Here is a 23,677-nt window from a genome sequence, read left to right on the forward strand (position 1 = left end):
CGCTTCCTTATGCTTTGCTGGCTTCCACCAAGAACGAATGCAACGACGGCGATTGAGAAACGGGGTCGAGGTCCGTACCGTCGACGAGCACGTTCAAGTTGCTGTCCTCGTAATCCCAAGGGTCGCCCCAGCCGCCATCGACCCAAAGCACACCGGCCGTCACGCGCTCGGAAACCTGAAGGAGGAACTTCGCCTCGCCGAACGGCGACGTGAGCTTGATCCAGCTCCCATCGGCAAGCGAACGGGCCTCGGCATCGGCGGGGTTCATAAGCACAACGGGGTCGGGCCTGACCTCGCGCAAGTAGGGGTTGTTGCGGTACTTGAAGTGCGCGTAGTATACGACGCGCCTGTTGATGCCCACGAGCGGGTACTGCTCCGCCACATCGGGATGCGCCGATTTCGAGGCCGCTGGGGGCACGTAGACGGGCAGCGGATCGTAGCCGTTCTTCTTGAAGGCAAGGTTGACGAGATCGACTTTGCCGTCTGGCGTGTTGAAACCCGGTTCGCCATCCGGTCGCAATCCACCGGTTTCGTACTTTCGGTACTCATGGGTTCCGACGATTTTCGTCGGATTGGCCTTGAGATCCTCGAAGGTGAGCCCGCAGGGAGTGAACGCGTAGGTGATGAATTCCTCCTGGTTCGTCCACGGGTAGCCCTCAGCCAATCCCATGCGCTCGGCCAGCGCATACTCGAAGTCGTAGGTATTCATAATGCCGTCGCGCGGCTCGATAGCTTGCTGGCGAAGCGTTACCACCGTACCCTGCGCAGACGGATAGGTGCGATAGTCGTAGCGCTCGAGGAACGTGCAGTCGGGAATGAACACGTCTGCAAGCTGCAGCGCCGTCTCGGTGATGAACAGGTCGTTGACCACGATGAAATCGAGCTTGCGCAAAAGCTCTATCGTCCGTTGCGGCTGCGCTTGCGTGATCGCTCCGTTGGTGTGGTACATCATCATGGCCTTCGGCACATAGGGCTCGCCGGTTTCGATGGCCTTGAGCGTTGCAGGCATGCCGGAAGCAAGCATCGGGTAGTATTTGCTCGCCAGAGGCGGCGTATCGACGGTAACCGTCGTCTTGATGCCGGCAGAGTTGCCCATTTCAACGGCCTTCGGATTTCCGATGACATCGGGGAAGCAGCAGTTGCCGCCCTCGACGTCCAGATGCCCGGTGATCGCCTCCAAGATGGCGATAGCCCTCGTGGCCTGCACGCAGTTCGTCTGAAGTGCAAAGTTGTTGCCGTCGTGAATGGTTGCGCGCGGAGTCGTGGCATAGCTTCGCGCAAGGTCGGCGATCGTCTGCGCCGCAACGTCGGTTTCCGCTTCGGCCCATTCGGGCGTGTACTGCTCGATGAATGCCGACAGCTCGTCGAACCCCTGACACCATTGCTCTACGAAATCGTGGTCGTAGAGATCCTCTTTGATCACGGTGTAGATCATGGCGAGCGCCATGGCCCCGTCGGTTCCCGGACGGATGGGAATCCACGTCGTAGCCTTGTTCGCAGTTTCCGAGCATATCGGATCGATCGCCACCACATCGACACCGCGATCCATCGCATCGATCAGCGAGGATAGGCAGCCCTTGCGCTCGTAGCACATAAACGAGCTCGGGCGCATGGATGCAAACGGGTTGGCGCCCCACAGGATGATGAAATCGGCATTGTTGTAGTCGTCTTCGTTTCGGAATCCGTAGGTGGTGTTGAGCGCCACCAGGCGCGGAACGAAGCATAAGTTGGGAACGGCTGCTTGGTTCGGCGTACCGAAGCGAGCGTAGAACTCCCAGAAGGCGTTGCGGACGATGTTCTGCACGGGAGCGCCGTTGCTGTAGCATAGGTATTCGGGACCGTAGTTTTCCTTTATGTCGGTAAGCCTCTCGGCAATATAGTCGAGCGCTTCGTCCCATTCCATCTCTTCCCATTTGCCCTCGCCGCGCTCGCCTGCGCGCTTAAGCGGCTTCGTCACACGATCGGGCGCGTACACGACATCGAGAAACGCCTGCCCCTTAGGGCAAAGCGACCCTTTCCCGTGAGGATGCTCGGGGTCGCCTTCGAGTGAAACGATCACCCCGTCTTTCACGTTGGCTATCATGCCGCAGTTGTTATGGCAGTTTCCGCATGCCGTACGAACCTTGGTGATGTTTCCCTCGCTTACAGGCGTTCTGTACTCAGCGTGCTCGTCGGACGATTCCGAATCCGCATCGCCTTTGCTCGGGCTGCAGCCAGCCATACCGAGCGCAGCAGCGCCCGCCGCCGATGATGCAAGTGCGGCAAATTGTCGTCTTGTCAGATCCATATCTCTCCCTTTCCCTGCCGTTTGATTGACCGGAACACGAAGGTAAGAAGATGCTGCAACCACCGCATCACACCAGCGGTGTGAGACGCTCTTTCCACACCCCTGGTGCACCACACCGCACCCGCGTGCCGTATACTGAACACGGAGGTGCGGGGATGAACACACAACGTAATGCAAGCCTGCTCGACAGGCTTTTCAACGATTGGCCGATTTGGCTCGGATACGGCCTTTTCTGGAATTGGCTCTGGCTTCTTTTCGTCAAACCACTCGGCACCGCGATAGGTGTGTCGAGCTCCACAATCCTTCTCGACGATCGCTGCATCATGGTTGCCGCAGCACTCGCCGCCTTTCTCCTCGTTTGCCCCCTGCGTGAACGCATCAACACGATCGTGCCCCTGACGGCTGCCGCGTTCGCCATCGCAACGATCGCATCGTTTATACCGAGCGTCTCCCCCGCGCTGGTGCAACCTGTAGAAAGCGTTTGTTCGGGCGCTTTCGCCGCCCTGCTCTTCGTCTCGTGGAACATGCTCATCGCGCAGTACGATTCGGGGCGCGTTATCAGGATCGCCTCCCTCGCGCTTGCCGCAGCATCGCTCTGTGCGATCGTCATCTTCCTGCTCGATGCGAGCAAGCAGGACATGCTGCTTTCCCTCGTCCCCCTCTGCAGCGTCATTCTCCTGGTGCCGCAGCTTCGCAAAGGCACCGACGGCAGCTCCCCCGCAAGCAAAACGGCGCGCAAAAGCAACGCAAGCGAACCGATCGAGCGCTTTGAAGAGCCGGCCAAGGGAAGCGCTTTGCTGAAAAACATGCCCTGGCGCCTTATGTGTACCGTGTTTTTGCAGGGTGCCGCCATCGGATTGTGGCACTTCATATTCCAATCGGTCACCATCGTCAAATGCTCTGCGGAGTTCTGCATATGGCGCGAGATGTCGAGCGTCTTCGGCACGTTGGGGTTTCTCGATTTCGTCGGATTCACCAGCATTCTCGGCTTCTTGCTGGCGTTCGCGCTTCTGCTGCTTACGGCTTACGTGCTTCATCTGAACTTCCGACGTCTCATCTATCAGATAGGCATCCCGTTCATGGCGCTGGCGTTCATCGTCATCTCCTTCAACGGAGGCATCGTCATCAACAACGACACGCAGATGACCGGCGATCTTTTCGTAATCGGGGAAATCTTGTACACAGCAGGGTATTTCTACGTTTTCGCCATCATACAGACGCTTTGCTCGCACCTGATCGCAGGAAAAAAGCCGCAGGAGGCGGTGTTTTTCTCCGCCGTGGGTTTTCTGCTTTTAGCCGGACAGGCGGTGGGCTACCTTGCGGGCGCAGGGGGAAGCGCGCTTCAAGTCAGCGGAACGGACCTGTGCATGCTCGCGGTGTTCGCCCTTCTGCTGGGAAGCTTGATCTTGATCAAAGGAAATCCGATTTGGGAAGATCTCGGCGATGCGAAACCCGCCGAAGCGACCCTGCCCCGAAAGGGCGCCTTCAGGATCGCCTGCGACGAAGTGGCCGCCGAGGCGCAGCTCACGCCTCGCGAAACCGAAGTGTTCATGCTGCTTGCGCACGGCAGAAATCTCGGGATCGTCCAAGATCAACTGGTGATCTCGAGGGATACGGCCAAATCGCACCTACGCAACATCTACCGCAAGCTCGACGTGCACTCGCAGCAAGAGCTCATGAACATCGTAGACGCGCGGGCCGACAAGCTGCGCAAAGCACAGCGAACAGAAACATGAGCGGAGCGAAAGCGCGCTCGATGCCGAAGCGCGTGCCGCGTTGCCTGCCGAGACAATAGCGCCTCGGCTTGCTTTCGGCCGTCTCAGGACCGAAAGCAACGGCAGGGCCCGCCGATCGGCGGGCCCTGCCGTTCACGCATCAACCGACAAAGCGATTTTCAGCGGCGTTTAAACCACTGCCATGTACTCGGAATACACGTAGCCTTCCCGGCCGTCAGAAAGCGTGAATTTCAACCAGTCGTTCTCGTCGGCGGTCACTTCGACTTTCGCCCCCTTGCGCAACGTACCGATAACCTCCGTATCCGTGCCCGCGCCGACGCGGATGTTCAACGCATCAACGGTGCAGGTCAAGGTTTGGGGAAGCTCTGGTTTGAGGTAGTTATCGGAAAGGTACACCTTCTGCCCATCCACATCGCACTCGTACCATTCGGCGTTCGCAACCTTTCCGGTCACATGTACTTCAGTACCCTCGGAAAGAGACTTCAGCACTTGGGCATCCAGGGAAGGCGCGCTGCGTACGTTAAGAGCTACGGCATCGACGGTCATCTTCATGTCGAGCGGACGCACGTTATAGCCGGAGTCGGTGTTGCTGTTCGTCCCCGCGTTGTAGTCGGCCTGGGGAACCAGATAGTCGGCATACACGTATCCGCTCACCTCCCCCGAAACCTTGTACCACATGCAATCGGGGCACTCCCCCACAACGTAGTACGTCTGTCCTGGAACGGTACCTCCGATGATCTCTCCGAAAGGTGCCGTGCGGATGTTCGCATAGGCAGTCGCTGCGTAGTCGGCGCCGATGGCCAGAAGATCCGAGTCTTCGTAAGTTGCCGTACCGTTTTGGTACTGCGTGGAATCATAGTCCCCCGCGTTGACCGCTTCCTCGATGTCGCCCGGCATGGCAAACGCCGTGCCAACGCCTATGACCAGCATACCGACGGCAAGAACCGCCCCGATCGTCAGTTTCGCTTTCCTCATGCAATGCTCCTCGTCTCTAGATTGTCCTGCGCGTTGCTACGCGAATGGCCGTTGAAGACTTCTCGGCGTTCGCATCCGCAATCATCAGTGTTCTTGGAGTAACAAGCGAAATGCGCATCGACAGCACTTTGGCAAGTAGAGCATTCGATGCTTTACGCGATTACAGCTCGCAGCTTCCTTGGCCAAAGCGATGGACTGCGCCTCCGAACCTAGCAATTCTACTCTCGCCACCCATCGTTTCGGATAAAACACGCTTCCCTAAACGAACAGTTGCGAGAAACAGAGGGACGCGCGCAAAGAGCGAGCGCATTTGAGCGCGAAGACCCGACGGCTTCTGCCACCGAGCCCATTGGTGGGGTTTCGTCTCGAGCGAGCGCTGCTTTTGGCAAGTCCAAAAGCGCCTCGGACAACATGAGATAGAGGAAAGCGCACGAAACCCGATACGGTGCACTACCGAATAGCAGGCTCGCATCGCAGCGTGCCCGCCCGCGCCAAGGGGGAAAGCCTAAAACGCAAATCGGGCCGGAAGCAACTTCCGGCCCGATCAAGTTTCCGTGGTGGGATGGGATGGGATTCGAACCCACGACCCCCACGTTGCGAACGTGATGCTCTCCCAAAAGGTCCGTATAACATCACTATTGCTTTAGTAACTAAAATTGTGATGTGCCCCCTCCTCATTCAATGGGGCGAATTCATACCACCGAAGGAATAGGCAAGACCCACTAAAATCCTTCCCTTGTAATCCAACCAGATTTCTTTTGAGGGAGGCTAGGGTCCACGTCCGACGGCGCAGCAAATCAACCAACAAACACTTTTCCCTACTTACGTGCCAGAATTGTTTTATATAAGCCATTCGATCTGCAATAATAAGGAAGGGATGGAATGTCTTTCGCGCTGAAAGAGAGTAGAGGCTCAGTATGGCTAGGCAACTTACAATGACCCAGTCAAGTATTAAGAGTTTTATCGACAGTGAGAGGGACCGCCTTGATAACGGACTGAGCAGTGATGAAATATTCGAATATGTAGCCTGTCAACAAATTCTTAAACCCTACGGAATAGACGATGACGAAACAGAGCGGGGACTCACGGGCGGAGGAAGCGACGGAGGATACGACGGGATCTACGTCTTTCTAAACGAAACGCTCATATCGGGCGAAGACGTTAGCAATTTAAACATTCCGACCAAAGCTGAAGTGGATATTCACTTTATTCAGGCAAAAAACGCATCAGGTTTCAGCGAATCCGTGTTCGATAAATGGAATTCATCTTTCCAGAATCTTCTGGAAAACGAAGATGGAGATCTCGAACGTTACAACGTTAACGTGATAGACGCTTTTACTCTCATTCGTTCGATATTGACGAAAGCTGTCGTATTGAAACTAAGGACTACGGTTTCATTCTGGGTCGTATCGTTGGGAGAGGAGGTCCACCCGAACACTAGAAAAGCCCTAGACGATTGCAAGAGCAGAGTAGCTTCCTCGGTTCCAGGAAATGTAGCCGTAAATTTTCAGTTTGTTACCGCAGGCGACCTATTTGAACTTATTATGCGACAGCCTGAGGAAACCCTAACTTTAACTGGAACAAAAGAGCCTTTGTGCCCCGATGAATCGAGCGCAATCATGACAGTATCGCTACATGACTACAATTCATTTATTTCTACACCCGATGGGCAGATAAACAAGACCCTATTCGAAGCCAACATACGCGATTACCAAGGACGAACAGCGGTTAATAAAGCGATAGAAGACACCTTGGAAAAAGAGGGAGACGTGGATTTTTGGTGGCTCAACAATGGCGTCACCATTGTTGCAGATTCGGTAACCAGAGATATGAGCCATTCACTTACACTTTCGAACCCCCGAATCGTCAATGGTCTTCAAACTTCAAATATGATAAAGCGATACTGCGATTCCAATAGCACAGAACATGACGATAGAAAGGTGTTGGTAAAATGTATAGCTTCTAACGACCAGGCTGTTCGCGCCCGAATCATCGCTGCTACAAACAAGCAAACATCTATCCCTCCAGCATATTTACGGTCACTAGAGTCAATTCATCTGAAAATTGAAAGATACTTTCTCGAGCATGGCCTTCATTATGACCGGCGTAAAACTTCCTGCAAGAACAAGGGAATTAAGCCAAAAGATATAATTTCCGTCCCATTTTTAGGCCAATGTCTAATTGCGACCCTGCTGCAACAACCAGACTATGCGCGAGCCCGGCCATCCCAAATACTAAATGACGATGAAAAGTACTCTTTAATTTTTAATGAATCCATTCCACTAGACTCATATTTAGCTCTCGGATTTCTCGCAGCAAGCGTAAGACAGTGGCTCAAAAAATCTGAATATGATCGAGCCGTGCAAAACGACATTTTATTCTACTTATTACTGATGGCATGCGTTGAACAGACTGGAAGATTCGAGATCAACTCAGATGACCTCATGGACATTTCAATACCTTCAAATTCGACAATGGGATGGATTGCCGAAAGAATACATGGGACATATGTTGATCTTGGAGCATCTGCCGCAATTGCAAAAAGCAGGTCATTCACTCAAAAGCTGAGAGAACAGTTCGGACACTGATGCTATATCCTGAAAGTGTCAGCCAAAAGAGTCCGCTGTCTCGAGAGACGCAAAACACAATCGGCTCCTTTTGCACTCCGCAGCAAATGAAGTAAACAAATTGGGCCGGAAGTATCTATGCGACCAAAGGAGCGAGATGGATTACGAAAAACACATTGATCTCGATTTGTCCTCCCCTGCGAATCTGACGATAGCTAATAAAGAAATATTCAACGGGATAAAAGCCGGCTATCAAGATTTCGCTATACGCTTAAGCACCAACAAATCCGCCTACCCTAACACCTGCGCACCGGTCGCGGGTCTTTTGCAATACTATCGCGACTCTCATAATGTTGACTTCGAAATTGACTACGGGAGCGCAAGCGAAGACGAATGCTATGTAAAGCATACCTGCTGCTTTAGCCCGCTCCCTGCAAACAAGCTACTCGATAACAAGATTAACAACCTTTCACCCTTTGATCGTGTATGGAGATTCAGTTCATCTGAAGAAGTTAAAGTCGTGGTAGACCTGATACTAAAGGAAATGAGAGAGCAACACGAACTTGCCCAAGGTGTGGCAAGCGGTATCGAATGGTGCCTGAATGAAACGATGGACAATGTTTTGCAACATTCAAATACAGAGCATGGATATGTTATGGCACAGGTGCACAAGGAGAACAAGCGCCTTGCAATTTGCGTTTTTGATGCTGGAATTGGCATCAAAAATTCTTTCAATACGTCGATAAAGCATAAACCGCGAACAGCCTTAGATGCAATTACCTTAGCGCTACAAGAAAGAATCACCCGCGACGAGTCAATAGGCCAAGGCAACGGCATGTGGAATCTTTCTCAAATAGTTCAAGCCAATGGAGGAGTGTATAAGGTATCGTCTGGAGGTGCTAACTACAGTTTTGACAAAACCCCCTCAACCAGTGAAAGAGGGTCACTTTACCTTGGAAGAAAATACGGAACAACTACGATTGACTTTCAACTTGATTTTTCGCAAGAGGTCGACATTGCAGCCGCATTTCAAAACCATCGCCCAACTGACCTATGGCTAGAAAGCCTTGAGAGAGACGATGGTCTACACGAGATAGACGTGGCATCCCTTGAATATGGAACAGGCACGCGCAAGGCTGCCATAAGGCTTCGAAATACAACGTTGAACATCATCCGTGAAACAAAGCAGAGAGTAATACTAGATTTTCACGGCGTCACTCTTACCAGTTCGTCTTTCGCAGATGAGCTTATCGGTAAAATAATCCGCGACTACGGCTTTGTTTTTTGTATTACGTTTATCGAACTGAGCAATCTTAGCAAAATCAATCAAGATATTTTCGATCGTTCAGTTGAACAAAGAATGGCGCAGATATACTATTCAACCCATATTCCAGAAGATGATTAAACCTCAAGGAAGCGCGTGATAAAAGATTGAGATCAGAACAAAGGAACATATTTCACCAAAACAGGCCGGGAGTTATTCCCGGCCTGTTGACTTCCGTGGTGGAGATGATGGGATTCGAACCCACGACCCCCACGTTGCGAACGTGATGCTCTCCCAGCTGAGCTACATCCCCACGAAGGTGCGCATTGCGCGAGAAAGTATTTTCCCCGCAACGCGCCTGTTTGTCAAATGAAATCACGCTTTCTGCTCAAAAGCAGCCCAACATAGCCCAAAACACAGGGCGCCCGTTTCCGGACGCCCTGCTTGCATGCGTTGCAAAGCACGGTTCTACGAGAGAACCGTCTCCTTTTCCTCGGCGTCTTCTTCGAGAACCATCGGCGCCTCGTCGATGGGGGTTTCCTCGATGAAGGGTTCGAACAACGGCTCGCCGTCCTGCGAAAGCTCGACCATGCCGGTCAGAACGTCAACGTACTGGTACGACTGGCGCGCAGTGCGGCCGCGCTTGCGATCCACTTCCAGGATGAACAGCTGGGGGTGCACTTGCGTAAGAACGCCCTCGCTCTCGACGATTTTGGAGCGGCCCATATTTGCGCGTACCTTCAGTCGCTGGCCGACGAAATCATGCAACGTATCGTGGATTCCATCCACGATTTTCGCCTGCTTAGCTAGATCCATGCTCACTCATTCCTCACATGTGTCTCAAATTACAGAAATAACAGCATGGGATTATATCACGGGAGTCAATCCTTAACAGAATCTGCACGTTTCCATCACGTATCGAAGGGCGCGAACTGGGATGATATGCAACTCAAACAAAGAATATCGGCCAGCGGACAGCTATCGAAGTCCAAAAGCACCTCTTCATAGATTCATCGTTTTACCTAATCAGCTCGTTGCATCAAGAAGGCCTTCGCCGAGCCTGATGAACTCTTCACGCGTCAACGTTTCGCCACGGCGGCGGGAATCGATCCCCGCCCGTACAAACAGACTATCGAGCGCTTTCGCCACCGCAGTGCCCTGCTCGCCTTTTCCCGCAAAGTACATCTTGCACGAATTCGCAAGCGTTTTACGACGATTGAAAAACGCCGCATCGGCCATGATGCACGTCGCTCGCACGGCCTCCCGGATCAGCTGATTGCCGTCGCCGTCGACCGGCGTGCAACGCTTAAGCCTGAGCACCGAGCTATCCACGCGCGGCGGCGGGAAAAAGTTGCCGGGACTTACTGAGAACCGCCCGGCGGGCTCGGCGAACAGCGACAGCTTGACGGTGTAGGCTCCGTAGTTTTTCGTGCCCGCCTTTGCAGCCATGCGATCGGCAACTTCGGCCTGCACCATCACCGTCGCGCTCTCGATGCTCTCGAACCGCTCGAAGTAATCGAGCACGAGCGTAGCGGCCACCGCGTAAGGCAGATTGGCTACGAACTTGTTCGGCAGCGGATGAGCGCTCCGAGAAGCGGGGGCGATCGCCTGATCGCCGAACGCTCCCGCCGCATCCGATTCGGCCTCCAGCCGTTCGGCCGCATTGGCCAAATCCGCCTTCGTCAAATCGAGCGCGTCTTTGCCGATAAGCGCAAACCGATCGGCCCACGGCTCGAGCGTTTCGGCAAGCACCGCAGGCAAATCCTTATCGCGCTCCACCGACACCACGAAACCCGCATGCTTCAAGAGCACAATCGTCAGCGTTCCGATGCCGGGCCCCACCTCGAGCACGAAATCATCCCCGTTTACTTGGGAAAGCGCGATTATCTTCTCAAGGATCGCATCGTTGATGAGGAAGTTCTGCCCGAGCGCCTTTTTGGTGGCAAGCCCGTGCGCTTCGAGCACCGCACGGGTGGCGGAAGGCGATGCAAGCGGTGACAGCTTCGTCATCAAACTACCTCCCACCCAGCTTCGGCTCCCAGGAAGCCGCAAGAACTTGGAGCTGCTCGGGCGAGCGGTCGACGCAGTCGTGCACCGCTTCCACGTGAAAGCCCGCAACGGCCAGCGACGAGCGAATGATGCCCACAAGCGGTTCGAAACCATGGGGATCTCCCCCGTCCCCGATCGCGAACAGCTCGGCAGGACGCTTGGGCCGCGTACGTAAATCGGTCCAAAAGTAGCGCTGCAGACGGTCGAGCACTGCTTTGAACTGGGCTGGGGGTCCGGCAAAATAGATCGGCGAAACGATGGCGAGGCTGTCCGCCTCGTCGAGCATGCCGTAGAGATCCTGCATCGGATCCTCGATGATGCAACCTTCGCCGAGCTTGCAGTAGTCGCACGCGATGCACGGATCCACGTCGATATCGTCGGCAAGGCTGAACAGCTGCAATTCGTCGTCGGGATACAGCTCGTGCAGGCGTTCGACCAACGCGCTCGCCAGAAACGCGCTCTTGCCCTCGGGACGGATCGATCCGCATACCACCAAGCGGTTCACGATCGGCCTTCTTCCCGGCTCGCCTGCCACGGCGTCGGCGCGCGGTCGAGCAGCGAAAGGGCGCTTTCGTACACGGCCTCGAGCAGTTCGCGCCGCTCTTCCCCCGGTGCAGAGCCGAGCACCTCGGCTAGACGCGCCGCAGTGAACACCGTATGCTCGGGACCGCACTCCATGCCGCGCATGGGTTCGGGCGTCATGTAGGGCGAATCGGTCTCGGTGAGAATGCGGCCCCTCGCCATATGCCGCGCCGCTTCGCGCACCTCGTCGCTCTTCTTGAACGTAAGCGGGCCTCCGAATGCGGCGTAGCAGCCCTTTTCAACCCACGGCTCAAGCACAGCCCAGTCGAGGTTGAAGCAGTGCAGCAGCACGCCGGCCTCGGGAAACCCCTCTTCTTCCATGATGCGGTACGCCTCTTCGTGCGCCTCGCGCAGATGGAGGATGATCGGCAGCCCCGTCTTATGCGCAAGGCGGATCTGGCGGCGGAACGCCTCACGTTGTGCCGTGCGCGGCGAGAAATCGTAGTGGTAATCGAGCCCCACTTCGCCGATCGCACAAGTGCGCGGGTCGCCCAAACGGGCGATCAGCCGCTCTTCGAGCGCATCGTCGTAGTGCTTGGCATAGTGGGGATGGCACCCGATCGCGATACGCACATGCGGAACCTCCAAGGGGCAAACGGATGCCCGAACCGCGTCTTCGGCAGCTTTTGGGTCGCTCGACGATTCTTCCAAAGCGCGCTGCGAAGCCTCGAGAACCTCGGGCAGCCTCGCTTCGGCGTCGCTTCGCCACGCATCGAGTTTGTCGTAATCGACCGCCTCGTTCTCAAACACATCGGCCATCGCACATACGAACCGCACGCCATGGATGGCGCAGCGCGCCAAGGCGAGCGAAGGATCGCGCACTAGGTCGAGGTGCGCATGTGTATCGGCTACCGGCGCCTCGAGCGGAGGCGTCGGCGCTTCAACGATGCGGAACCTGCCCTTTTTCTTCTTGTTACGAAACAGCGCATCGGGAAACAAGGGGTCTGTTTGACCTACCGATTCGGCATCGGGTTCGGGGCTCGACTCGCTCATGACGGTTCCTATTCCACCCCGAAATCAATGGCTTCGACATCGAGGCGCGGGAACAGCGGATCGCCCGTTTCCACAGCGTTTCCAGCGGGCAGCTGACCCCACGCAGTCGCGGCTTCGATATCGTCAACCGTCGTGATATCGCCCAACGCGAGACGCTTGAACACCTCGGCCGAGGTGTTCGGCATGAACGGCGCCATGTACAGAGCGATGATGCGGATGGCCTCGAGCGCGTTGTAGATGACGGCCGCAAGCTCGTCTGCGGTTTCCTCGGATTTCGCGAGGTTCCACGGAGCGGACTCCTCCACGTACAGGTTCACGCGACCCGCAAGCTTCTGCACGGCGGCGGCGGCACCCGAGAAGTCCACGAGCCCCATGCAGCGGTCGTATTCGGCGTACAGCTCATCGGCTATCTCGCGCAGCGGGTTCTCGGCAGCCGAGGCGGGCGCCTCGGGCACCTTTGAATCGAAGTACTTCTTAGTCATGTTGAACACACGCGAGCAGAGATTGCCCCACGTGTTCGCAAGGTCGGCATTGTACACCTGCACCATGCGCTCAACCGAGATCGACCCGTCATGGCCGAACTGCACATCGCTCATGAAGTAGTAGCGGTACGCATCCACGCCGAACACCTTGACGAGATCTTCGGGCAGAAGCACGTTGCCCTTGGACTTCGACATCTTCTCGCCCTTGGTCAAGAGGAAGCCGTGCCCGAACACCGTATGGGTGATGGGCAGCCCCGCCGCCATGAGCATGGCAGGCCAGATCACGCAATGGAAGCGGATGATGTCCTTGCCGACGAAGTGATACTGCATAGGCCAGCGCTCGTCGAACTCGCCCTCGCGCTCCGGATCGGCGTACCCGATGCCCGTGATGTAGGCCAGAAGCGCATCGGCCCATACGTAGGCCACATGCCCCTCGTCGAACGGCAGCGGCACACCCCAATCGAACGTGGAGCGCGAGATGGAAAGGTCTTTGAGGCCGCTCTTCACGAAGGAGACGATCTCGTTCTTGCGTGTCTCGGGGCGGATGAAGTCGGGGTTCTCGTCATAGAACGCAAGCAGCTTGTCCTCGAAATCGGAAAGCTTGAAGAACCAGTTCTCCTCGCCCGAAGCCTGCTGCACGGGACGCTTGCAATCGGGGCACACGAACACGCCGTCCTCGTTCTTCTCGAGATCGCTTTCGGCGTAGTAGGTCTCCTCGTGCACGCAGTACCAGCCCTCGTAGGCGCCTTTGTACAGGTAGCCCTTCTCGTAGAGGTCGGTCCAGAACTTCTGCACGGTGCGTGCATGGCGCGGCTCGGTCGTCCGCACGAAATCGGTGTAGGTGATGTCGAGCATGTTCCACGCGTCGCGGAACTTCGGTTCCATGGAATCGCACCAGGCAAGCGGGGTCATCCCGTTTTTCTCGGCCACCTCGGCAACCTTCTGCCCGTGCTCGTCAAGGCCGGTCACGAACGCCACATCGTAGCCGTTCATACGCTGGTAGCGCGCCACGGTGTCGGCGGCGACGGTCGTGTAGGCCGTGCCAAGGTGCGGCGCCGCATTGACGTAGTAGATGGGGGTGGTAAACGAATAGGTTCCTTTTGACATGGTGCTTCCTCTCGTGCGGCTCTCGCGACCGATGACATCGCGCGCCTTTTGTTTGTATGCGTGCCCGCTATTCTAGCACGGCATACGCCAAGCGCCGTCACTCGGCGGCAACACCGCGGCGTTTCCTCGACTCGGAGCGCTTGAGCCATACGACGGAGGCCAGACACGCCAGAATGAAGCAGGCGAACGCAACGAATCCCAGGGTGTAGGATCCCGTTGCGGAAAGGAACGCCGACAAGACGAGCGGGGGGAAGAAGCCGCCCAGCCCGCCCATCATCGACACGATGCCGTTGACGGGGCCGGCCTGTTCGACGAAATAGGTCGGAACGAGCTTGAACACGACGCCGTTGCCGATGCCGCATGCGATGCTGATCACGTAGACGCCCACCATGAACAGCTCGAATCCGGGCAGCATCGCCAATACGAGAGCACCTGCGATCATGCCCGCGAACACGCCGATCAGAAGCCCCCAGCAGTCGAGGCGATCGGAAAGCCATCCGCCCAGCACGCGTACGCATGCCGCAGTGACGATGAACACCGAAGTCAAAATACCGGCGGTTACGCCATCGATCCCGAAATCGGATACAAGGAAATTGGGAAGGAATACCGTGAATGCCACAAAGGCCCCAAAGGTAACGAAGTAGAACAGCGAGAAGAACCAGAGCTTCTCGTTTTTCCAGACCGCCTTGATCTGACGGGCAATGGGCGTCTTCACCCGCGGTTCGCCGCGATCGCCCAAGAAGAAGTTAAGGGCGACCATCGCCAGCAAAAGCCCGAGGTAGAACTTGACCGCCAACTGCCAACCGAAGTGCACGGCCAGCACCGGTGCGGCATAGGTGGTGATCGCCGTCCCCATGTTGCCGAAACCGTACACGCCGTTGACGAACCCGTGCTTCTCTTTGGGATAGTACTTGGGCAGCGAGGTAACGCCGACCGAGAAGATCGCACCCCCGAAGCCGAGGAATACGCCGCCGATGAGCAGATCGACGTACGTCGAAGCCTCGCTGATGAAGTACACGGGAAAAAGCAGCGCGACGAAGCTCGCAAGGAACACCGTGCGAGCGCCGAGCAGGTTCGCGTAGTAGCCGAACGGGATACGGAGTACCGAGCCGAGAATGACCGGTACGGCGGTTACGAGAGCGACCATGTCGTCGGGAATGAATATGTCGTGCTTGATGTAAGGTAAGAGCGATGACAGGATGACCCAAACCATAAAACCGGCAATCAGATCGAACGTCTGAAGCGGCAGCTGTGCCCTTTTCATCTCGCCTCTCTCCCCCGCACCGAAACGGTGCCGTCTGCACGGTGCGCTCCCCGCGCAACCGAACTTGTGGAGCATCTCCTCGTCAGAGATGATACCACGCCCGTTTCAAGTGCGACTTTCCCTATGGCATGTATAGGGTTTATCCCTTACGAATGGGCGGGGGCCAAAGAGCACGCAGCCGCTCGCTCTTGTGTGGCTTTCATGACATGCGATGCCGCGAGAATCGGCCTCGGGTATACTTCGAGATTCGTATGGCTACTCTACTTAACAAACGCGCCACGCCAACGTTACACACCCGCAAGGCTTTCGCCTGCTTCGCTGCGTGCGTCCTCACGCTTGTGCTCGCAAGCACCGCCTCGCTCCCGCTTTCAGCCGCTGCCGATACGCCCTACATCGACGCCGAACCCGATGCGCTGCAGTTGAAGATCGAACAAACGGCTACCGATTACAACGAAGCCGTCGCCAACCTCGAATCGGTCGAGCAGCAGATCGAAGAAACCCACGCCCGGATCGACGAGCTGACCGCATCGCTTCCGGATCAGCAGGAAAAAAGCGGTGATGCCCTGAAGGCGCTCTACAATCTGCAGCAAGAGGGCTACTCGCTTGTCGACATGCTGCTCAACGTAGGAACGCTCGAGGATTTCCTCACCACTTACGAGTACATCGACCGCATTTACACGAAGAACGTGAACGAGATCAACCAGCTCACGAAGATGCAGGAAGAGCTTGAAGCGACCGAAAAATCCCTCGAAGAAAAGCGGCAGCTCGCCGAAACCGAGAAAATCCGCGCCGAAGACGCGCTGAAGAGCGCACAGGAAGCACGCGAGGAAGCCCAAAAGAAAGCGGCCGAAGCGGCTGCCGCCGAGCAGAAAGCGGCCGAAGAGGCCGCAAAGACCGCCGAAGCCGAACAGGAAAAGGCCGACGAGGCCGCGGAAAGCGAACCCGAGCAGCAGCCCGAATCATCCGGTCCCGAAGACCAAGGGTCCGAGCCCCCGAGCAGCAACGTCGATTGGTCGACCGACAAGCAGGCTTTCGTGAACGAATGGACACCCCGCATCGACGCCTATCTTGCAGGATCCCCCCTCGCGGGACAGGGTAAAACCTTCGCCGAAGCGGCATGGAACTACGGTGTCGACCCCCGCTGGTCGCCCGCGATCTCGTTCACCGAGAGCTCCAAGGGCGCCAATTGCTTCGCCTCGCACAACGCCTGGGGCTGGGGCAGCGTAAGCTGGTCGAGCTGGGAAGAAGCCATCGACGCCCACGTGCGCGGACTTGCACGCGGCTACGGCTACACGATCTCGGTCGAATCGGCCAAGAAGTACTGCCCGCCCAACTGGGAGCACTGGTACAACACCACGCTCGCCCAAATGGAGATGATCTAGCGCCACAATCCCACGCGGTCCGCTTCGGTGATTTCGCGAATAGGCCGACAGGGATTGCCGTATGCGAGCGTGTTCGGCGCGATATCCTTAGTCACGACGCTTCCCGATCCGATCACCGCCCCGTCGCCGATCGTCACACCGGGGTTAATCGTCGCGTTTGAGGCGATCCACACGTCATCGCCCACCGTAATTGGTTCGTGACGCTCGTATTGATGCGCTATTCCATCGTCGTCGATGATCGTCCTGCGCTCCTCGGCAAGCAAGGGGTGAAGCGGCGTCGCGAAGGTAACATTCGGCCCCACCCATACATCGCGCCCTAGCACAATGGGAGCGTCATCGAGAAACACCGCGTTGAAGTTGACGAAGGTTCGATCGCCGATGAAAATGTTGTAGCCGAAACCGAACTGCAACCCGAGCGAAAGCGTGACCCCCTTGCCGATAAACCCGAACAGGGGTCTGAGCAGATCTACCCGCTGCTCAGTTGTAAGACCAGGTTCGCCGTTAAAGCGCAACGCCAACTCGCGGGCTCGCTCGATATCCCGGTCAAACGAGGTGGCGGCTATATCCACCCAGCATGCGGACGCTGCGTTGTCCGCACTTGGCAGTTCGTCGGTTGTCATGACGCTCGCTTCCTTCTTAAACTCGTGCCGCATTCTTAAACTCGCGCTGCAACAGTCTTGCGCTTCCGAGGAATGAACGCAAGCCCTATCACCAATCCAGCGAACACGATCGCCGCCTGAACCTCGAAGCTCACGCCGAACCCGAACAGATCGATCCCCGTAGCCGTCTCGGCATTGCCCGTCATGACAGCGACGAGTATGGAGCTTCCGATCGCGCCGAATATCTGCCTGAACGACGTCATGATAGCCGTGCCCTGCGCAAGATCGTCCGAAGGCAGAGCGGCGCACCCGTAGGCAGTCATCGGCATCATAAGGCACGCAACGCCTACGATGCGGATGCCGTACGTCACCGTTACGACCCAAGCGGGGGCAGCGGCTCCGAACTTCACGAACACGAGCGTACCGACGATAAGGAGCGTGCATCCAGCGGCGATCAGCGGGCGGGCTCCGTACTTGTCGAGCAACCTTCCGGTAACCGGGTTAAGGAAACCGAGCAGCATTGCGCCCGGCAAGATGGTAAGGCCAGATTCCATTGCAGTTTTCCCTTGAATGTCCTGCACAAACAAAGGCACCATGATGGCACCGACCATGAGCGCTATCTGCGTGACCACCACAAGCACCGTTGCAATGCCGAACTGCCTGTTCATGAGACATCGCAACTTGAGCAGCGGGTTCTCGATCTTGAACTGCCGACGTGCAAACACAATGAGGGCGACCGTTCCGACGACCGAAGGAACATACGCTCGAATATCTCCCAGGCCGAGCGACTCGACTGCCGTCACACCGATCATGAAGCAAACAAACCCGACCGTATAGAGAACGGCTGAAAGCGTATCGAACCGCTCTCGCTCGTGCTCGGCCGCATCGGTAAGCACGAACGCCGATGCCACCGTGATAACGGCAACGATGGAGCCCAAGATGATGAAGATGGATTTCCATCCCCAAAAATCAATCATGAAACCCGATACGGTGGGGCCGATAGCGGGCGCAAAGCCGATGATGAGGCCTACAAGCCCCATGGCGCGCCCGTACTGCTCCTTCGGATAAACCGACAAGGCAACAACCTGCACGAGCGGAAGAGCCACGCCCGCTCCCCCGGCCTGGAGAAGCCGCGCACCGAGAAGCAACCAATAGTTCGGTGCGAACAGGGCCGCCGCACAACCCACGATAAAACACGTCATGGCAGCCATGAACAAGTACTTGGTATTGAACTTGCTGATGAGCGCGGCGGTCATGGCCGATATCAAGCCGAGCGTGAAAATATAGGACGTGGTAAGCAATTGGCCGAGCGTCGCGTCAACTCCGAACTGATCCATGATGGTAGGCAGCGCCGCGATAAGCATGCTCTGCGATAGCGATGCGATAAACGTGCCCGTTATCATGACGGCAAGCACGACCATGCGCTTGCGCTTCGGTATGCCCGCTTCGATGGGGACGTCGGAGTCGGAACCCGAACCGGGGTTGGAGCCGGAGTTGCAGCCGGGGTCGGAATCGGAGCCGAGGTTGCGGGCGCCATCGCAGGCCGCACCGTCAACGACGGCATCAACTGATCCGGTATTGTGCTCGCGCTCGCCGAAAGGCTGGGGTATTTCGCTTTTTCGTTTCATTCCCCCATTATGAGTACGAGCTTCCATAGCCAACCGTTCGGTAAACCGCCTGTCATGAAACTGGCGCTTTGAGCGCAACGAAACGGCAATTGCCGTCATCCGCGTACCAGGCTGAGCGCAACAAGCAGCGGTGGTTGACCGGGCGGGCAGGGAAAGCCGACCGGCATACGCAAACGAAGAGGTCTTTGCGAAAGGCCTCCATGCTGGTTGGGGTTTACGATGTTTTCTAAAAAAGACCTCGACGATGGCAGAGATTTACGATCGTGATCCCGAAAAGCGGGTATATGCGCATATTTATCGCCGATAATTTTGTGCAGCCACACGAGAGAAGCAGGTCAAAAACGTCGCTTCTTACCTTCGGCGGATCAGAAACGTAAATCCCTGCCAACTTCTGACGATTTCCGCAAACTCTGCTATTGCCTTACCGCACCCGCGTGCAATGCTCGACGGCAACCCTGAGCGTGAGGCTCGGATCAAGTCGTAACTACGGTGATTCGGCAGGAGCAGGTGCTTCCAGGGCATCGCCGGCTGCACACGGTGCAACGACCACCGAACCGGTTCCTGCGCCCGCCGGCTGAGCTGTCGGCACGCGCTTCGGGCGAGCCGCTGCGCAATCCGCGACGGTTTGCAAGACGGCAGCAACCGCAGCCCTATGCCGAGCCTCGCACTGCCGCCGCTCTACGAGCGCAGCTTCGCTCTCCGCTTTCGCCAATCGGGTAGAAACGTATCCATCAACGCCTTGAACCGCGGGCCGTGGCCCCGTTCGAGCAGATGGCAAAGCTCGTGTACCACCACGTACTCGAGGCACTCGGGCGGGTACTTGGCAAGCTGGATGTTGAGGCAGATACGCCCCGTCTTGGGGTTGCAGCTGCCCCATCTGCTCGTCATGTTCCGATAGACGATCTTCCCCGCACGCACTCCCATCACCGGCTCCCACAAGGCTATGAGGCTCGGTGCTGCCGCTTCGACCGCCGCGCGCCATGCGGTGATCTCCTCGGGCGATGCGTTCTCGACCAGGCTCTGCGGCGATTCGGCCACCGCACGCTTCCTGGCTTCGATCCATCCGCGCTTCTCCCGCACGAACGCCGCGATCTGATGCTCTCCCACCCATGGCGGGGCCGATACCGCCACGGTACCGTCAGGCTTCACGCGGAGATTCACGTTCTTGATGCGCTTTATCGTAAGCGAGACCGCAATGCCATCGACTTCAAGCTCGCGAATCTCGATCTTGGCTCCCGCACCCTTGCACCCCGCGTGCGACCTCTTTCGCGAGTTCGACTTCGCAAGAGATCCCAGAGCTTCGCGTGATCCCTTCTGAGAGTCCGACCCCGCAGAGATTCCCGAATCTTCGCTCGAGGGCTTCGGCGAAGAGTCCGGCTGCCTCGAATCCTTCCGCTTACCCCACACGCTTGGCCTCCATCGCCTTCGAAAGCCGCACGAGAAAGAACACCGTCAGGCAGGCCGTTGCCGCCTCCGCGGCGGGGAACGTGGTCCACACGCCTGTCATGCCGAACAGTGCCGCGAACGCGAAGACGAACGCGACGATGGCAACAAGGCCGCGGCCGATCGAGATGGCGAGGCCGCGGCCCGGCTGCTCGACCGCGCTGAAAAACGCCGCGGCCACGATGTTCACGCCCGCGAACAGGTATCCCACGAAGTAGATGCGCAACCCATCGGCGGCGAGCATCGTGAGGTGCGGGTCGTTGTCGCGGTTGAATGCGTTTGCGAGCGGCTCGGCGAACAGCCATACCACCGCGATCAGGATGATCGAGATCGCAAGCGCCGTCACGATCGTATAGCGCAGCACCTTTTTGAGGTTCGCCGTGTTGCCCTGGGCGTAATTGTGCGACGCGAGGGGCTGAATGCCCTGGGCGGTGCCCACGAACAGCGCCGTCGCAACGAACGCGATATTCGCCACCACACCGTACGCGGCAACGCCGATATTGCCCTCGAACGAGAGGATGATGAGGTTGAAGATGAGCAGCACGACGCCGCCGCTTATCTCCACGATGAACGACGAGATGCCGAGCGCCGCAAAGCTGCCCATCAGGCGCAGGTCGGGACGCGTTTTCACCGGCCTGAACGTATTGCGCCCTTTGATGAAGTGAATCGAAAGCACCGCCATGCTGAGAATCGGGGCGATGCCCGTGGCGAACGCCGCACCGAACATGCCCCATCCGAACACCATGATGAACAGATAGTCGAGCAGGATGTTCGCCAAACTTCCCAGGATCATACCGCCCATCGCAAGCCGGGGGCTTCCGTCGTTGCGCACGAACGGCAAAAGCACGTTGTTCACGAGGAAGAACGGCGCAAAGCTGAAGATGACCCGCAGGTACGTATCGGTGAGCCCCACCGTGTCGGCATCGGCGCCGAGTACGTAGGACAGGGGCGTTGCGAACAGGTTGACGGCAACCAGGTACACCGCCGAAGCGAACAGCGCGAGCATCACCGCGTTCGTAAACGTGCGGTTCGCGGCGTCGGTGTTGCCCTGCGATTTGTACACCTGGAACTTCGTCGCGCCGCCGATGCCGAGCATCAAGCCCGTGGCCTGCATGATCGTCCAAATGACGATGGCAAAGTTAAGCGCGGCGAGACCGTTGGCGCCCACGCCGTTTGCAATGAAGAAGGTGTCGGCGAGAATGTAGGCCGACATGGCTATCATGCCGAGCACGTTCGGTGCAACATAGCGTGCGAACTGCCTGCCTATCGGGCCTTCCAGAGAAGCGTCCATCGAACGCGCCTAGCCGATCGCAATCGCATAGGCTTCGTTGCGCGCAATACCGAACTCCGCCTGTATGGCTGCGGCGATATCCTTCTTCGAATGCCCGCCCTCAGCCTTGAGCTCGGCTGCACGGCTTCGGGCCGCCTCGAGGGCCTGCTGCGCATCGAGCGCACCCTCTTGTTCGGACGGATTGCCGATGACCATGACGATTTCGCCTTTGATCGCACCCTCACGATCGCGCTCGGCGAACACGGAAGCCACTTTTCCCGCTCGGTCGCGCACCACTTCCTCGTGCAGTTTGGTCAGCTCGCGACACACCGCCACCTCGCGATTCGGATACACCTGCGCGATGGCGGCAAGCGCTGAGGCGAGCCTCTTCGGGCTTTCGTAGAACACGAGCGCCGCATCGAGGGGCTTGAGCTGTTCAAGCGCTTCCGCGCGCTCGGACGCCTTGCGGGGGAAGAACCCGCCGAAGTAGAATCGGGGGCAGTCGATACCGCTTGCAACATAAGCGGTCGCAACGGCGGTTGGGCCCGGAAGCACCTCGACGGGCACACCGGCATCCTGCGCGGCACGAACGAGCCGTAAGCCGGGGTCGGATACCCCGGGCATGCCCGCATCGCTGCAGTACACGACCACATACCCGTTCGCCACCTTCTCGACGATGCGATCGGCTTGGCTTGAAATCGCCTGTTCGTCAAGGCGCTCGAGGCGTTTGGAGATGCCGAAAGCCGCGAGCAGCTTGCCCGTTACGCGCGTGTCCTCCGCGCATACGGTATCGGCTTCGCGCAGCGCATCGAGAGCGCGCGCAGGCATATCGCCGAGGTTTCCCAGCGGCGTCGGGCATATGACGAGCTTGCCGATAGGCGGCATGGTTATCCTTACTTTTTGCGCCTCGAAAGCGCGAAGGCGATCACGAGAACGACGAGTGCTACAACGACAATCCCCCCGATGGCTGCGAACGGCACCACGGTATCGCCAAGGCACGCAGTCGTGCATGTTTGCAATTCCATAGCCGCCTCCTTTCATCGGATGAGCATATCGTTGCACAAAATCCCGCCCTTTGCCACTGGAACCCTGCGCATCACCACGCCTTCCATACGATAGAATGAACGATTGAGCGCAGGCGACGACCTGTACGAGCGAGCAATCTAGCCTGATAGGAGCATTCATGCATAGGGAATTCACCGAAACGGCCCACGACAACGTCCTTCTCTGCGGAAAAATCGACGCACCCGACGATCCATCGGCCGTCATCGTTATCGTTCACGGACTCTGCGAGCATTACGGACGCTATGATTACCTCGTTGCAAAGCTCAACGCTGCCGGGTACGCCGTCGTGCGGTTCGACCACCGCGGCCACGGACGCTCCATGGGCAAGCTCGTCTACTTCAAAGACCGCGAACAGATCGTGAAGGACACCGATCTGTTTGTCGAGGCGGCAAGGCGGGATTTCCCCGGTCTGCCGGTGTACATGATCGGGCATTCGATGGGAGGATTCGGCGCTGCAAGCTACGGCACTGCGCATCCCGGCAAACTCGCAGGCTACGTGCTCTCAGGCGCATGGACGCGCGACCACAAGGGCCTTGCGAACGTCGATCCCTCGCTCGACAACGATACGTATCTGCCCAACGAACTCGGAGACGGCGTCTGCTCCGACCCCGCCGTAGTCAAGGCCTACCAGGAAGACAAGTTCGTCGCCAAGAAGATGTCGGTCGGCCTTATGCGCGCCGTGCACGACGGCCACGGATGGCTCAAGGAAAACGCCGCAGCGTTCGCCGACCCGGTCATCCTGCTCCATGGCGGCAACGACGGCCTGGTCGATCCCAAGGACAGCCTCGACATGTTCGAGGAGGTATCGTCGACCGACAAATCGCTGCGCGTCTACGCGGGACTCTGCCACGAGATATTCAACGAATTCGATCGCGACATGGTGATTCGCGATGCGATCGAATGGCTCGACAAGCGGGCGAAGTAAGGTTTCGCTATAAAACGACAGAGGTCAAGGGAAGAGCCCGCTGCCCGCGGAGCCGTAAT

At 57.4% G+C, this 23,677-nt stretch carries 18 protein-coding genes, 1 tRNA gene and 1 pseudogene; 5 read left to right on the forward strand and 15 right to left on the reverse strand.

Annotated features, from left to right (window positions below; translation table 11 throughout):
* Positions 1–7: 7 nt before the first annotated feature.
* The gene (locus MWL89_RS13675) at positions 8–2,287 is read right to left on the reverse strand and encodes a molybdopterin-containing oxidoreductase family protein (RefSeq protein ID WP_244386734.1); all 2,280 of its coding nucleotides are present in this window, start codon (positions 2,285–2,287) and stop codon (positions 8–10) included.
* A 155-nt stretch (positions 2,288–2,442) separates the two neighbouring features.
* On the opposite strand from MWL89_RS13675, the gene MWL89_RS13680 reads away from it, so the two are divergent.
* A complete protein-coding gene (locus MWL89_RS13680; protein WP_244386736.1) occupies positions 2,443–4,023 on the forward strand; it encodes a helix-turn-helix transcriptional regulator in 1,581 nt (526 codons plus the stop codon).
* 168 nt (positions 4,024–4,191) lie between these two features.
* On the opposite strand, the gene MWL89_RS13685 is transcribed toward MWL89_RS13680, so the two are convergent.
* Positions 4,192–4,998: an SH3 domain-containing protein gene (locus tag MWL89_RS13685; protein ID WP_244386738.1), complete on the reverse strand. Its 807-nt coding sequence runs from the start codon at positions 4,996–4,998 to the stop codon at positions 4,192–4,194.
* Positions 4,999–5,915: 917 nt separating this feature from the next.
* On the opposite strand from MWL89_RS13685, the gene MWL89_RS13690 reads away from it, so the two are divergent.
* Positions 5,916–7,586, forward strand: coding sequence for an AIPR family protein (locus tag MWL89_RS13690; RefSeq protein WP_244386740.1), 1,671 nt, complete (start codon positions 5,916–5,918; stop codon positions 7,584–7,586).
* A 136-nt stretch (positions 7,587–7,722) separates the two neighbouring features.
* Positions 7,723–8,970, forward strand: a complete 1,248-nt coding sequence (locus MWL89_RS13695) for an STAS-like domain-containing protein (protein WP_244386743.1) — start codon at positions 7,723–7,725, stop codon at positions 8,968–8,970.
* 96 nt (positions 8,971–9,066) lie between these two features.
* Here the strand turns inward: MWL89_RS13695 and MWL89_RS13700 are convergent.
* From MWL89_RS13700 to MWL89_RS13730, 7 genes are all read right to left on the reverse strand, one after another.
* Positions 9,067–9,142, reverse strand: a tRNA-Ala gene (locus MWL89_RS13700).
* A 155-nt stretch (positions 9,143–9,297) separates the two neighbouring features.
* Positions 9,298–9,645: a Veg family protein gene (locus tag MWL89_RS13705; RefSeq protein ID WP_102373686.1), complete on the reverse strand. Its 348-nt coding sequence runs from the start codon at positions 9,643–9,645 to the stop codon at positions 9,298–9,300.
* 210 nt (positions 9,646–9,855) lie between these two features.
* Positions 9,856–10,839: a 16S rRNA (adenine(1518)-N(6)/adenine(1519)-N(6))-dimethyltransferase RsmA gene (gene rsmA, locus MWL89_RS13710; RefSeq protein ID WP_244386747.1), complete on the reverse strand. Its 984-nt coding sequence runs from the start codon at positions 10,837–10,839 to the stop codon at positions 9,856–9,858.
* A 4-nt stretch (positions 10,840–10,843) separates the two neighbouring features.
* Positions 10,844–11,383, reverse strand: a complete 540-nt coding sequence (locus MWL89_RS13715) for a flavodoxin family protein (RefSeq protein WP_244386748.1) — start codon at positions 11,381–11,383, stop codon at positions 10,844–10,846.
* Positions 11,380–12,453, reverse strand: coding sequence for a TatD family hydrolase (locus MWL89_RS13720; RefSeq protein WP_244386750.1), 1,074 nt, complete (start codon positions 12,451–12,453; stop codon positions 11,380–11,382). The genes MWL89_RS13715 and MWL89_RS13720 overlap by 4 nt, the downstream gene beginning before the upstream one ends.
* An 8-nt stretch (positions 12,454–12,461) precedes the next feature.
* Positions 12,462–14,042 carry a methionine--tRNA ligase gene (metG, locus tag MWL89_RS13725; protein ID WP_102379916.1) on the reverse strand — a complete coding sequence of 527 codons (1,581 nt, stop codon included), beginning with the start codon at positions 14,040–14,042 and terminating at the stop codon, positions 12,462–12,464.
* A 97-nt stretch (positions 14,043–14,139) separates the two neighbouring features.
* Positions 14,140–15,306 (reverse strand): nitrate/nitrite transporter, encoded by a 1,167-nt coding sequence (locus tag MWL89_RS13730; RefSeq protein ID WP_102379917.1) that lies wholly within the window; start codon positions 15,304–15,306, stop codon positions 14,140–14,142.
* A gap of 251 nt (positions 15,307–15,557) precedes the next feature.
* On the opposite strand from MWL89_RS13730, the gene MWL89_RS13735 reads away from it, so the two are divergent.
* Complete coding sequence (locus MWL89_RS13735) at positions 15,558–16,688, forward strand: coiled-coil domain-containing protein (RefSeq protein ID WP_244386751.1); 1,131 nt, start codon at positions 15,558–15,560, stop codon at positions 16,686–16,688.
* A gap of 73 nt (positions 16,689–16,761) precedes the next feature.
* Here MWL89_RS13735 and MWL89_RS16425 read toward each other — a convergent pair.
* The 6 genes and pseudogenes from MWL89_RS16425 to MWL89_RS16345 form a co-directional block, all read right to left on the reverse strand.
* Positions 16,762–16,870, reverse strand: a pseudogene (locus MWL89_RS16425) (DapH/DapD/GlmU-related protein); the annotation flags it as partial.
* A 473-nt stretch (positions 16,871–17,343) separates the two neighbouring features.
* A complete protein-coding gene (locus MWL89_RS13745) occupies positions 17,344–18,915 on the reverse strand; it encodes a DHA2 family efflux MFS transporter permease subunit (protein ID WP_219724319.1) in 1,572 nt (523 codons plus the stop codon).
* A 678-nt stretch (positions 18,916–19,593) separates the two neighbouring features.
* Complete coding sequence (locus tag MWL89_RS13750) at positions 19,594–20,322, reverse strand: M48 family metallopeptidase (RefSeq protein WP_244386752.1); 729 nt, start codon at positions 20,320–20,322, stop codon at positions 19,594–19,596.
* Positions 20,312–21,649, reverse strand: coding sequence for an MATE family efflux transporter (locus MWL89_RS13755; protein ID WP_244386753.1), 1,338 nt, complete (start codon positions 21,647–21,649; stop codon positions 20,312–20,314). The genes MWL89_RS13750 and MWL89_RS13755 overlap by 11 nt, the downstream gene beginning before the upstream one ends.
* 9 nt (positions 21,650–21,658) lie before the next feature.
* Entirely contained in the window at positions 21,659–22,513 is an 855-nt protein-coding gene (rsmI, locus tag MWL89_RS13760) for a 16S rRNA (cytidine(1402)-2'-O)-methyltransferase (protein WP_244386754.1), read from the reverse strand.
* Positions 22,514–22,521: 8 nt separating this feature from the next.
* A complete protein-coding gene (locus MWL89_RS16345) occupies positions 22,522–22,653 on the reverse strand; it encodes a hypothetical protein (RefSeq protein WP_279611931.1) in 132 nt (43 codons plus the stop codon).
* 158 nt (positions 22,654–22,811) lie between these two features.
* On the opposite strand from MWL89_RS16345, the gene MWL89_RS13765 reads away from it, so the two are divergent.
* The gene (locus tag MWL89_RS13765; RefSeq protein WP_244386755.1) at positions 22,812–23,618 is read left to right on the forward strand and encodes an alpha/beta hydrolase; all 807 of its coding nucleotides are present in this window, start codon (positions 22,812–22,814) and stop codon (positions 23,616–23,618) included.
* Positions 23,619–23,677: the final 59 nt, after the last annotated feature.

Source organism: Raoultibacter timonensis (assembly GCF_022845715.1).
Classification (GTDB): domain Bacteria; phylum Actinomycetota; class Coriobacteriia; order Coriobacteriales; family Eggerthellaceae; genus Raoultibacter; species Raoultibacter timonensis.